The following is a 13,284-nucleotide window of genomic DNA, read 5'->3' on the forward strand; positions in this document are numbered from 1 at the left end:
AAAATGAAAAATTTCATAGACGCTGATTTTCTCCTGGAGACCAATCACGCGAGAAAGTTATATCACGATTTTGCTAAATCAATGCCCCTTATTGATTATCACTGCCATCTTTCAGCAAAAGATATTGCAAAAAACCGCATTTTTGAGAACCTCACCCAGCTGTGGATAGAGGGCGATCATTACAAATGGCGGGCAATGAGAGCACTGGGCATAGAAGAAAAATACATTACGGGAGAGGCCAGCGACAGGGAAAAATTCAGAAAATGGGCCGCGACTATTCCTTATACCCTAATGAACCCGCTATATCACTGGACCCACCTGGAATTAAAAAGATATTTTGGAGTTGATGAAATTCTCAACACCTCAAATGCTGAAGAAGTATATGATCATTGCAACTCGCTCATCTCTACTCCCGAATTTTCTGTACGGAATTTGCTTCGGAAAATGAATGTAGAGGTGGTTTGTACTACCGATGATCCTGCAGATGATCTACGCTACCACCGGGAAATAGCCAAAGACGGATTTCAAATTAAAATCCTACCAACATTTAGACCTGATAGATTTCTGGGAATTGAGGAAGCAGGTTTCCAGACCTATCTTGAAAAAATATCAGCCCAAACAGAGATTGAAATTGATGACTTTGAAAGCTTCCTTGATGCCGTAAAAAGCAGGATAGACTATTTTCATGAACATGGCTGCCGCCTTTCTGACCATGGCTTGGATTGTGCATTCTCCGAAGATTTTACTGATGAAGCGCTCAATAGAATTCTGAATAAAAGAATGTCAGGAGAGCTGCTGGAAACAACTGAAGTTCTGGTCTTTAAATCGGGAGTAATGTACCATCTGGGAAAAATGTATTCAGAAAAGAACTGGACAATGCAATTGCATTTGGGACCTATTCGTAATACTAACACCAGAATGTTGAATAACCTGGGAGCAGACGCAGGCGTTGACAGTATAGGCGATTTTCAACAAGCTAAACCACTGGCAAAATACCTGGATTCTTTAGACATAATCAATTCCCTGCCCAGAACGATCTTATACAATGTAAATCCTTCCGAAAATGAGGTTATGGCCACCATGGCCGGAAATTTTATGGGCAACTCCCAAAAAGGCAAAATACAGCATGGTTCTGCATGGTGGTTTCTCGATCAAAAAGATGGAATTGAGAAACAATTAACCACCATCTCAAATATGGGGCTCGTTAGTTGTTTTGTGGGTATGTTGACAGATAGCAGGAGCTTTCTTTCTTTTCCAAGACATGAATATTTTCGACGGATCTTATGTAACTACTTCGGAAATGCGATCGAAAAGAAGGAACTGCCTGAAGATTTGGAATGGATTGGAAAAATTGTGCAGGATATATGCTATTACAATGCGAAGGAATATTTTGACTTTTAACCCAGGTAAATAGATTTCGCTTATAAACCCTATTTTAGCCTTGATCTAATATTTTAAACACCAAAATAGTTTGGAATCTAAGGTTTTCTTCTGCTGGAATTACGAACAACCACCTTGGTATCAAGCATTGTGATCTCTGATACGCTGGTACCGAGGCTTTCCTTTGAATGTTCCAGAATTCTTAAAGCCGATATCTCCCCCATTCGTCTTGCAGGGTGTGAAATAGTGGAAAGTGAAGGCTCCACAATAGAAGCCACAGGATCATCATTAAAACCAATGATAGCTAGTTCTTCCGGTATCTTCACTCCTCTTTCTTTTGCACAGCGGATGGCACTAACAGCGGCACTGTCGTTTGAAGAAAAGATGCCATCAGGCGGATTTGACATACCAAGCAGTTTTTCTGTCGCTTCCCAACCTTCGGTAGAACTCATAGTTTTAAGGCTAATGATCAGCTTTTCGTCAAGCTCAATTCCATTTTCAATCAGGGCATCAATATATCCTTTCTTTCGCATGTTATATACATTTACATGTTGAGACCCTGCAAAATGTGCTATTCTGGTACAACCCTGATCAATAAGATGTTTCGTGGCACGATACCCCGCAGCATAATTATCAATTACTACCCGGTAAGAATTAAATTCTTTTGGAACACGATCTACAAAAACCACAGGAATATTCTTGTCTAAAAATTGCTTGAAGTGAGAAGTATCTACTGTTTCCATGGCAAGCGATACAATCACTCCCCCTACGCGACTATCATATAGCGCCTTGGCATTATTCACCTCATTTTCATAACTCTCATTAGACTGACTTATGAGCACGTTATAATTGGCTTTACGCGCCGTATCTTCAATTCCGCTTATAAGGGTAGACATAAAAGGGCTATTAATTCTGGCAATTAGGATACCTATAGTTTTACTTTTATTACTTCGCAGAGAGGCTGCAATAGAGTTGGGCCTGTAACCAAGCCTTTGTGCCGCTTTATGGATTTCCTTTGTTGTTTTTTTCCCGATACTCTTGTGGTTATTTAACGCCCGGGAAACTGTAGAAGGGGAAAAGTTTAGCTCTTTAGCCAAATCATAAATAGTCACTTCTTTCTTTTTCATGGAATCAACTTGGAAATAACAACAAATGGTTGTTTTGCAGATGTATACAAATATAGATAATCTTAAGTAACTATACCTTTATTTTAAAAGCTATATGCCTTATTAAAACTCGAAATTAAAACCTTTTTCCGTTAGTTTTTGATAGGTATTATTATCGAATTTGTACAGTTTGGCCGCCCTGTGCGAAACATCTTTTTGTTTCTCGTTAATGTCGACCAAAAGTTTCATCCTTAAGAACTTCCTCCTAAAGTTCGGCTTATCCATCTCTACCTTTAAAATCTCCTGATATAATTGCATAAGCTGCAAGAGTGTAAATTTTTCTGGCAGAAGATTAAAACCTATGGGAGCCTGCCGCACTCTTTTTCTCAGGTTTTGGATGCTGTATTCCAAAATTTGTGTGTGATCATATATCAGCTCGGGCACCTCTGCAATTTTGAACCATTTTGCTTCCGAAGCAGTAAACCCCGCTTTAACGCTGTAATCTTCCCGTTTCACCAAAGCATAATAACCCACAGTTATGACCCTCCCTAATGGGAAACGATCGGGCTCTCCAAAAGCTTTGAGCTGCTCAAGGTATATATTCTCCAGTCCTGTTAATTCTCTTAGTAGCCTGTGAGCCGCAGCATCTATACTTTCCACTTCCTGAATCCATCCCCCCGGGAGCCCCCATTTTCCTTCACTGATACCCTTCGCATGTTTCACCAGAAGAACCTCAAGACTGCCATTCTCAAAACCAAAAATGGTACAGTCAATAGTAATAGAACTCATCACTGATGTGGAAATAAGTTCTCCGGATTCAATATCTAACAATTCTTTCTTCATTTATTTACCAGGTACATCTGTACTACCTGTGCAATACACAGATAATCATCACAGACAAAAATTTTAAGAATACTTTAATATTAGCATTTAATAATTGCTAAATTAAAAATTAATATTTAAACTTGTAGTCAATTAAACCATAAGATACAAAAATAAGATGGCCACAACCCACACAAGTAAAACAAGCGTTTATCTTATCACCATAGTAGCAAGTTTAGGAGGCCTTTTATTTGGCTATGATACTGCAGTGATATCAGGAGCGGTAGGTGCTCTGGAAAATTTCTTTATCACCTCCCTCGAGAACAGCCCTTCATTTGCTGAAGACACTATTTTTCAGTTTAAAATCACAATAAGCTTATGCGTTCTGGCCATAGGTATTTTGTTTGCAGATTTTATCCTTAAGTTCTTTCAGAAAAATAAAGCTTATACCATTATTGCCGCAATCCTCATCTTTGGAGGTGCGGTCTTTTATTTTCAATTCCTAACCCTTCCTAACATTCTCACCGAGAATCTCAGGAATTCTATTTTAGGGTTTATGGTGAGTAGCGCCCTGGTAGGTTGTATTATTGGAGCCTCACTTGGTGACAACGTAGCTAATTCTATAGGTAGGCGAAATGGATTGATCATTGCAGCCCTACTCTTTTTAATTTCAGCACTTGGTTCTTCTTACCCCGAGGTCATGAATATCTTCCCCGGGAATGACTTAACTGCTTTTATCATCTATAGAATTATAGGAGGTATAGGAGTAGGACTGGCAAGTATGCTGGCCCCAATGTACATAGCCGAAATGGCACCTGCTAATATAAGAGGTCAACTCGTTTCTTTTAACCAGTTCGCAATCGTTACAGGAATGTTAGTGGTGTATTTTGTAAACTACTTTATTGTAAGTGGACAAACAGAATTGTGGATCAATGAAACCGGATGGAGATATATGTTCCTTTCTGAAGCAATTCCTGCCTTACTCTTCCTGCTCTTCCTGTTCTTTGTTCCTAAAACTCCAAGGTACCAGACCATGAAGGGGAATGAAGAAGATGCGATGAAAGTACTTACCAAATTAAATGGGCCTGAAACAGCCACCCGAATCCTGTCCGATATTAAAGCCTCTTTTAGTCGCACAAAATCGCATTGGCTTTCTTTTGGGTGGGGTGTTGTTATCATAGGAATTCTTCTTTCCATATTCCAACAGTTTGTAGGTATCAACGTGGTTTTATACTACGCCCCGGAAATCTTTAGGGGAATGGGAATGGAAACAGATGCTTCGATGCTCCAAACCATTATTGTGGGAGCAATTAATATGCTCTTCACAGTACTGGCAATCATGACTGTGGATAATTTTGGAAGAAAAAAATTGATGATGATTGGTAGTGCGGTTATGGCTGTAGCTATGATAGGCCTTGGCTTTGCACTGTATACAGAAACTGAAGGTTTACCAGCACTACTTCTTATGCTTCTTTACATTGCTGCATTCGCTATGTCGTGGGGACCTGTAACCTGGGTACTACTTTCAGAAATTTTCCCTAATAAAATTCGGGGTGTAATGGCAGTTGCAGTAGCAATTCAATGGTTAGCCAATCTTATTGTTTCCTGGACATTCCCTATGATGAATAACAATTCGGCTCTTGTAGAACATTTCAATCACGGCTTCTCTTACTGGATATATGGAGTGATGGCTCTTCTTTCTTTACTCTTTATCTGGAAGTTTGTCCCAGAGACTAAAGGAAGAACCCTGGAAGATATGGAAGAACTATGGATGAAGAAAAAATAAAGAATATTTATGCACTTTTTAGGAATAGATTTAGGTAGTTCTTCAATAAAACTATCTGTACTAAATGCAGAAAAAGGTGAGACCGTATGTTCTGTTACGGCACCCGATTTTGAAATGGAAATGAAGGCACCCAGGTTTGGTTGGGCCGAACAGGATCCTAACAGCTGGTGGCAATATCTAAAGCAGGGTCTAAATGAAATAAGTAACAAGCATAACTATGACCTAAAGCAGATTAAAGGAATTGGTATTGCTTACCAAATGCATGGCCTTGTAATTACCGATGAAAACCTTGAGCCCGTAAGGCCCTCAATTATATGGTGTGACAGCCGGGCTGCAGAAATAGGTCATGAAGCATATAAAACTATAGGGGAGAAGAACTGCAATGAGCAGATCCTTGGAAGTCCCGGAAATTTTACTGCATCTAAACTTAGTTGGGTCAAGCAGAATGAGCCGGGAGTATATGCCAGGGCAAAATACATGATGTTACCGGGAGATTTTTTAGCTGCAAAGCTTACAGGTATTCCTCAAACAACTTCTTCTGGCTTATCTGAAGCTGCACTCTGGAATTTTCCCGAAGGCAGGCTGGCTACCGAAATCCTTGAGAAAATGGGATTAGAAAGGGAATTGGTGCCCGAAATTGTTCCCACTTTTGGGGAGCAGGCTACCATTCACCCTGATGTAGCAAACCAACTGGGGCTTGACAGCAGTGTCAAAATCACATACCGCGCAGGCGATCAGCCAAACAATGCCCTCTCACTTAATGTACTTAATCCGGGAGAGATAGCCACCACGGCAGGAACATCAGCAGTAATATACGCTGTTACAGATAAAGACATTTACGACGAGCAAAATCGTATCAATACATTTCTTCATGTGAGTAATACTCAAGATCAAAAGAGAAATGGCCTGCTGGGAATTATAAATGGCTCAGGAATTCTATATCAATGGCTTCGGAAAATAATGTCGGTGGGAGACAGAGAGCTCATTTCATATGATGTACTTAATTCCGAAGCTGCAAAAGCAAAACCCGGAAGTGAAGATCTACGTTTTTACCCTTTTGGAAATGGAGTAGAACGAATTTTTAATAACCGACAGGCAAAGTCGGGTATTGAAAACCTCAATTTTAATATTCATCAACCTGCCCACCTGATAAGATCTGCCTGTGAAGGAATTGTATTCGCAATGAATTATGGGTTCGATGTTATGAAGTCGCTTGGAACATCTGGTGAAATTGTACGTGCCGGAAAAGGAAACCTTTTCTTAAGTCCTGTTTTTAGGGAGATCTTTTGCAACACCACCCAGGCACAACTCGAACTCTATAACACTTCAGGAGCCGAGGGTGCAGCACGTGGCGCAGCCTATGGCTTCGGATATTATAAAAATCTAAAAGAAGCGTTTCAAAATCTTCAACGCCTGGAGTGCCTGGAACCACAAAAAGAACTCTCCAGCCAGTATGAAGAGATCTACGGAAAATGGAAAAGCAACATTAAAACTGAAAAAGAGTAATTATGGAATCAAAATTTTTCAAAAACATTGACAAAATCAAATTTGAAGGCAGGGAGAGTGACAATCCGCTTGCTTTTAAATGGTATGACGAAAATAAAGTTGTAGCAGGTAAAACACTTAAGGAACACCTGAAATTTGCTACTGCCTACTGGCACACTTTTAACAACACCGGAAGTGATCCATTTGGGCCGGGGACAGAAACATTTGAATGGGATAAAAGTAACGATCCCATTACCCGAGCAAAAGACAAAATGGATGCGGCATTCGAATTCATGACCAAGCTGGGAACATCTTATTACTGTTTCCACGATGTAGACGTTGTAGATGAAGCACCAACTCTTGCAGAGTTCGAAAAACGCCTACAAACCATGGTAGAGTATGCTAAGCAAAAGCAGCAAGAAAGCGGGATCAAATTGTTATGGGGTACTTCAAACCTCTTCAGCAATCCACGCTATATGAATGGTGCCGCTACGAATCCAAACTTTGATGTGTTGGCCTACGCAGGTGCACAGGCAAAGATCGCTCTAGATGCTACTATGGCCCTTGGAGGTGAGAATTATGTATTCTGGGGTGGCCGTGAAGGTTATATGAGCCTTCTTAACACCGATATGAAAAGAGAATTAGATCATTTGGGAAGATTCCTTAACACCTGTAAAGATTACGCCAGAAAACAAGGTTTTAAAGGAAATTTCTTTATAGAACCAAAGCCGATGGAGCCTACCAAGCACCAGTATGATTATGATGCTGCAACTTCGCTGAGTTTCATAAGACAGTACGGCCTTGAAAATGACTTCAAATTAAACCTGGAGGTAAATCACGGAACCCTTGCAGGACATACTTTTGAACATGAGTTGCAGGTAGCTGTTGATGCCGGAATGTTAGGAAGCATCGATGCAAATAGGGGTGATTATCAAAACGGCTGGGATACAGACCAATTCCCAATTGATCTATACGAAATCACGCAGGCAATGCTTATTATCCTGGAAGGCGGCGGAATACAGGGCGGAGGAATCAATTTTGACGCTAAAGTAAGACGTAATTCTACCGACCTGGAAGATAAATTCATTGCTCACGTTTCAGGAATGGATGTTTTTGCGAGAGGCCTTATTTGCGCCAATAATATACTGGAGAACTCTAAGTATAAACAACTTAGAAAAGAACGCTACTCCTCTTTTGACAGTGGAAACGGAGCTAAATTCGAAAACGGCGAACTTTCTCTGGAAGATTTGAGCAAGATAGCCCGTGAAGCAGGAGAACCTCAGCAAATAAGTGGTAAACAAGAGCTGTTTGAACAAATTATCGCTAATTCCTACTAGAATAATTTCAACCAAACAAAGTTTTACTATTAAGCCGCCTGAAGCATTCTTCAGGCGGCTTTTTTTTATACAAACTGTGCGGTTACAAAATCTCCTTACCTGTCAAAAAGGGCATTTATAAACAATCTTTTGTAATGAAAAATTGGTAAGAAATGATACAGCTTATATATCATTTTTCAGCATTCTTAAACAAGAAATTTTGCGGTGTAACCCGAACAAAAAAAGGCTGCCTTTTCAGACAGCCTCTTTAGCTTTTGATATTCAATATTTATTCTTAATAACCCGGGTTCTGGTATACTCCTGTATCCCCTTCCATTGCGTCAATTTGACCTTGAGGGATGGGACGTAAGTAGTGGAATGGCTGAATATCCCGATTTATGGTTTGAGCATTATGATCTCCATAATCACTACCCGCAATACGGTAGGTTGAAGCCAATTCTTCCCATGTTTGGGTACGAATAAGATCATACCAGCGATATCCCTCCCCAAAATATTCTCTGGACCTTTCTGCCAGGATGTAGTAAATATCTATTTCTGCCGGAGTTTCAGAAATAAGTTCGTTGCTGAAATCTGCTATTTTAGGCTCTCCTGCATTATTATCCCATCTCCAAACTCCTGCTCTTGCTCTAATCACATTGATCAATTCTCTTGCAGACATTCCTGTAGCATTAGCGCCTTTTACAGCAGCTTCAGCAGCAATAAAATATAGTTCAGAGAATTTAGCGATGTTAAAAGGCCTGGTACTGGCAGCATTTGGTTGACCAAGACCATCTCCTGTATTAGTGCGGTATGGACCTAATTTCCATAGTCCAGGATAGGTTCTTCTACTAATATCCTGCGGGCCTATAACAAAATCTGATCTTCCCGGCAACACACCTGCACCAATGTTACTTTTTCCCTGTCCATCAGGATAATCAATTGCAGCATCAGGCTGCTCGTCCAGGAAAGTCAGGATTGCGTCTCCCGGTTCCACCGGAAGTCCATTGGCATTATATAACACATCCTGCTCTACCCCACCTTTTGGCCAGTTTCCACGATAGGTTGTGGTAAAAGTTCCATCATAGCGGGAGTCCTGGGTTTTATCTGCAAAAGTTTGAGTAATAGCGCCAATAGTTGGTGCCATCCTGGTCCATGGACGACCAAGATCCTGAGAATCTTCTCTTTGTACCGAACTCACGGTTTCACTCCAGTTAGGGTCTTTTGCGCTGCGAATAACGGTATAGTTCCAAGTCATCATCCAACCAGCAAAATTTTCGGGAGCGCCACCACCACTATAGGTTAGACTGGCTCCGTTATAATACTCACTGGTTTCAGTATGATCTGCATAAAGTAAGATCTCACTATTCCTGTCGTTCTCAGCATTATTTACGTCATAGTAGGTAGGCTGAAGCCCAAAAGGTCCGGGATTATTGATCGCTGTTGTTGCAACGTCATAAGCTTGCTGGAAATACCACTGCGCATCATGACCGTCGGGATCTGTGCGGCTGGTTTCGGGATAGGTAGGAATATTATTTGGATTCTCTAACCACCATCCATAAGTTAAATAAGCTTTAGCTAAATACAACCTGGCAACAGTTTTAGTTGCTCCGCCGGTAACTCTGGGAAATTCAGGAAGGTTTTCAACTGCGCCAAGAAGATCGGGAAATATAGCCCTGGTATAAACTTCGGGAACTGTATTTCTTGTAGATGTTCTCGTAGGGTTGGTATTGAAAGTAAGTTCTCCAGCTCCAAGGTCTAACGGCACACCTCCAAAGGTCTGGACCAGCAAAAAGTAATCAAACCCTCTAAAGAATCTTGCCTCGGCCGTAAGTTCATCAGATATTCCTACTGCCTCGGCATTTTCGATGACCCCGTTAGCAGTGTTGATATTTGAAAAGGATATATTCCAAATTGCATCGGCCCGGCTATCTTCAGGAGTAATATTCCCCTGTCCCGAAAGATCCATTACCAGGAAGTTTTGATCTGCACTCTGGGCATAAGTTACTTCATCTGTACCCGTTAAAGTAGTATTATAGTAATATGCCTGTCCATAAATATATCTCAAATGAGCATACATAGAGGTCAACCCTCCCAACACTCCGGTTTCAGTTTTAAAGAAACCTGGTTCATAAGTGCTTCTTGGCGTCTCTTCAAGAATATCTTCTGAACAGGAAACCAGAAGCATAGCCAACACAAGAGTGGTTATAACAGAAGTTTTTAAACGAATATTTTTCATAATAATTTTTTTAAAAAGTTAAGTTCACACCTAATAGGTAATTCCTCGTAGCGGGAGTGTTTGTCCCAATGGTAAGAAGCCTGCTTGGGTAACCTGCTACCGCTGAATTCTGATCTCCATAAGAGTTGGTCACCGGATCCATTCCCGATTCATCATAATAAGGTGAAAATAGTACAAAAGCATTCTGAACAGTACCATAAAGTCTAAGATCCTTAAATCCAAGATCACCTATTGTTTCTTTATCAAAATTATATCCCAGCGTAAGAGTACGTATCTTCAAATATGAAGCATCAAAATATCCCAGTGTAGAACCATATTTTGGGTTATCACCACTGGTTACTCCTCCCGGTTTTGGATACCTGGCTCCTGTATTTTCTGGTGTCCAGTAATCAACATCCACATTACCGCGACGACCATTAAGCATATTCAAATAACCTGAAGATCCATACAGGGTACTAATAAGTACACCTCCAGACTGGAATGCACCTACTGCAGTAAAATCGAAATTTTTGTAGGCGAGACGAGTATTGAAACCTCCCTGAAAATCGGGGTTTACATCAATTACCTTTCTATCATCTGGACCAATTTGCCTCACCGGTACACCATTGGCATCATATTCCCCGGTATACCTTACCTTGATCATCCCAACATTTCCTCCTGGTTCCAATATATCCAGATAAGGATCATCTTCCTGCCAAAGCCCAATACGCTCATAGTCATAGATCACATTAATAGGATGACCTTCAAACCAGTTATTACTTACATCCTGAGAAGTTCCTGAAGCAAGGGCCACAAGCTCATTCTCATTAGAATACAGGTTAAGGCCTGCCTCCCAGCTAAAGCCATCGGGGTTATCGAAAATTACCCCATTAAGAGAAAGTTCAAATCCCTTGTTTTGGGTCTCACCAATGTTGGCAGTATAACTTCCTACCCCAGAAGTACCCGGAAGTACTACATTGTAAAGGATGTCATTGGTGTTTGTAATATAGTATTCTGCAGTACCCGTAAGTCTATAATTAAGTAATGAAAAGTCTACTCCAAAGTTATACGTTGTAGAGTATTCCCATCCCAGTTCAGGGTTGGGAAGCTGAGAAACATAATATCCCACTGCATAATTATCGGGTCCAAAATTATATGGTCTTGTGGCCAATAGCCCTAAAGTGGAATAAGGATCTACCGCCTGGTTTGAAGTTTCTCCATAACCCGCACGAATCTTAAGAGAGTTCATCCATTCCACATTTTCCATAAATGCTTCGTTGCCAAGATTCCAACCAACAGAAACTGCGGGATATGTATGCCATTTATGACCTTCAGCAAGCCTGGAAGAACCGTCTGAACGCAATGTAGCAGACAACATGTACTTGTTCTCATACTCGTACATTATCCTACCCATATAGGACATTAAACCGCTTCGGTAGTAGCCCTGATTAGCAGGATCTATAATGATCTCATCTGTTGCCTGACCTAAATTATAGAACTGAAACTGATCTGTAGGAATTCCAAGGGCAGCAATACTAGAACTATTAAATTTAGTTTCTTCTGTAGAATATAGACCTACTACGTTTATTCTGTGACTATCGTTAAAAGTACGGTCATAGGTCACTAAATTTTCCACTAAGTAACGGGTAGTAATGGAATTATTAATAGAAGCGTTTGAAAGTGTACTTTCTGAAACACTAAAAACTCCTTCTCCGGTATAGCTTCCACCATGCGTACTCCTGTAATTAAGACCCAGGTTAATTCTGTATTTCAACCCTTCAACACCAGGAATTTCAAGCTCTCCAAAAAAGTTATTGAAGGTTCCAAATTCTCTGGATTGATCTATCCAGGAATCGCCAAGGTTTTCAATGCTTTTTCTGGTACGTACCCACATATCATCTGCAGCCAGGCTTATTACTCTTTTTAAAGAGCCATCTTCATTATATGGACTGGCAATTGGGGAAGCAGCCAAAACATCATAGATCCCCAAGTTCATTCCGTTTCTTACCGAATAATTATTGTTGGTACTAAACCCAACCTTTATGTAATCTCCAATCTCCTGGCTAAGAGTTCCATTAAAAGATATTCGCTCAAAGTACTGTTCGGGTAGAACAGCTGCATCTTTAGTGTAACCAAGACTGGCATTATAGCTTCCGCTTTCTGTACCTCCAGAAACACCAAGGTTATGATTGGTAATAAGACTGTTTTCATACATAAGGTCCTGCCAGTCGGTATTTACATCATCCATCTCATCTGCACCATTTTCATATTGGTTAGCAGCTTCACGCAGGGCTACCAACTCAGGCCCACTCATCATATGATATTCCCCAAACACCGTCTTCACACCATAAAAAGCATCATAGCTAAATTGCGCAGCCTGCCCCTGTCTCCCGGTATTAGTTGTAATGATCACAACCCCGTTAGCACCCCTGGATCCATAAATCGCTGTTGCCGAAGCATCTTTAAGGATATCCATACTTTGAATATCATTAGGGTTTATGTCATTTAGAGATCCTGCAAAAGGCACACCGTTAAGCACGATCAATGGATCATTGCTGGCAGTTAATGAACGTGTTCCCCGAATACGAATTTGCTGTGGAGCACCAGGCTGGGAAGAAGTTTGCGCAAGCTCTACCCCGGGAAGTCTCCCCTGTAAAGCTTCAGAAATATTAGCAGAAGGGATGTCTCTTAATTCTTCCCCGCCAATTGAGGAAACAGAACCGGTTACTGCCTCTCTACGCTGAGTTCCATATCCAATTACAACTACCTCTTCCAGGGCTTCTGTATCTTCCTGCAGAACTATATCGATTTCGTTGCGGCCATTAATATTGACCATTTGAGTAGCGAACCCAACATATGAATACACCAGCACTCCGTTAGATGGCACATCCTCTATCACATATTCTCCATCAAAGTCGGTTGTTACACCCCGGGAGGTTCCCTGAAGCAGAACAGTAACCCCGGGTAAAGGCCCTACTTCATCTGTTACTGTTCCCGAAACCGTTATGTTTTGAGCGGTTGCGGCACAAGTCATCATTACTGTTAATATTAGTAATAGACTTTTCCAGGAACGTTTTCCTTTTAATAGTAATACTTCCTTCATGTTGTCATAGTTTAAAAAAAATTAAGAACGATTATATTGGTTAATTAGCTGTTAAGCTTTCATAAGGATAA

Annotated in this window: 8 protein-coding genes; 4 read left to right on the plus strand and 4 right to left on the minus strand. The window is 40.8% G+C overall.

The features are described from left to right. Positions 1–3 precede the first annotated feature (3 nt). A complete protein-coding gene (uxaC, locus tag VS868_RS03450; protein WP_345599207.1) occupies positions 4–1,401 on the plus strand; it encodes a glucuronate isomerase in 1,398 nt (465 codons plus the stop codon). 77 nt (positions 1,402–1,478) lie between these two features. Here uxaC and VS868_RS03455 read toward each other — a convergent pair whose 3' ends face one another. Continuing rightward, the gene (locus VS868_RS03455; protein ID WP_345599208.1) at positions 1,479–2,507 is read right to left on the minus strand and encodes a LacI family DNA-binding transcriptional regulator; all 1,029 of its coding nucleotides are present in this window, start codon (positions 2,505–2,507) and stop codon (positions 1,479–1,481) included. Between the two features lie 102 nt (positions 2,508–2,609). Next, entirely contained in the window at positions 2,610–3,329 is a 720-nt protein-coding gene (locus VS868_RS03460; protein WP_266069205.1) for an NUDIX domain-containing protein, read from the minus strand. A gap of 157 nt (positions 3,330–3,486) precedes the next feature. On the opposite strand from VS868_RS03460, the gene xylE reads away from it, so the two are divergent. The 3 genes from xylE to xylA are packed head-to-tail and all read left to right on the plus strand — an operon-like array spanning position 3,487 to position 7,916. Continuing rightward, entirely contained in the window at positions 3,487–5,094 is a 1,608-nt protein-coding gene (xylE, locus tag VS868_RS03465) for a D-xylose transporter XylE (protein ID WP_345599209.1), read from the plus strand. Positions 5,095–5,103: 9 nt separating this feature from the next. Beyond that, a complete protein-coding gene (locus tag VS868_RS03470) occupies positions 5,104–6,600 on the plus strand; it encodes an FGGY family carbohydrate kinase (protein ID WP_345599210.1) in 1,497 nt (498 codons plus the stop codon). Positions 6,601–6,602: 2 nt separating this feature from the next. Beyond that, positions 6,603–7,916 (plus strand): xylose isomerase, encoded by a 1,314-nt coding sequence (gene xylA / locus VS868_RS03475; protein ID WP_266069208.1) that lies wholly within the window; start codon positions 6,603–6,605, stop codon positions 7,914–7,916. Between the two features lie 274 nt (positions 7,917–8,190). On the opposite strand, the gene VS868_RS03480 is transcribed toward xylA, so the two are convergent. Together VS868_RS03480 and VS868_RS03485 are read right to left on the minus strand one after the other, a co-directional pair. Beyond that, entirely contained in the window at positions 8,191–10,131 is a 1,941-nt protein-coding gene (locus VS868_RS03480) for a RagB/SusD family nutrient uptake outer membrane protein (protein ID WP_266069209.1), read from the minus strand. Positions 10,132–10,141: 10 nt separating this feature from the next. Then, complete coding sequence (locus VS868_RS03485; RefSeq protein ID WP_345599211.1) at positions 10,142–13,213, minus strand: TonB-dependent receptor; 3,072 nt, start codon at positions 13,211–13,213, stop codon at positions 10,142–10,144. Positions 13,214–13,284 lie beyond the last annotated feature (71 nt).

The sequence above is a fragment of the Salinimicrobium sp. 3283s genome (assembly GCF_039602225.1).
Lineage (GTDB): Bacteria > Bacteroidota > Bacteroidia > Flavobacteriales > Flavobacteriaceae > Salinimicrobium > Salinimicrobium profundisediminis.

Excerpts from the sequence above, each read along its gene's own strand:
- xylE (WP_345599209.1), top strand. The coding sequence starts at position 3,487 with ATGGCCACAACCCACACAAGTAAAACAAGCGTTTATCTTATCACCATA.
- VS868_RS03480 (WP_266069209.1), bottom strand. The coding sequence starts at position 10,131 with ATGAAAAATATTCGTTTAAAAACTTCTGTTATAACCACTCTTGTGTTG.
- VS868_RS03455 (WP_345599208.1), bottom strand. The coding sequence starts at position 2,507 with ATGAAAAAGAAAGAAGTGACTATTTATGATTTGGCTAAAGAGCTAAAC.
- xylA (WP_266069208.1), top strand. The coding sequence starts at position 6,603 with ATGGAATCAAAATTTTTCAAAAACATTGACAAAATCAAATTTGAAGGC.
- VS868_RS03460 (WP_266069205.1), bottom strand. The coding sequence starts at position 3,329 with ATGAAGAAAGAATTGTTAGATATTGAATCCGGAGAACTTATTTCCACA.
- uxaC (WP_345599207.1), top strand. The coding sequence starts at position 4 with ATGAAAAATTTCATAGACGCTGATTTTCTCCTGGAGACCAATCACGCG.
- VS868_RS03470 (WP_345599210.1), top strand. The coding sequence starts at position 5,104 with ATGCACTTTTTAGGAATAGATTTAGGTAGTTCTTCAATAAAACTATCT.
- VS868_RS03485 (WP_345599211.1), bottom strand. The coding sequence starts at position 13,213 with ATGAAGGAAGTATTACTATTAAAAGGAAAACGTTCCTGGAAAAGTCTA.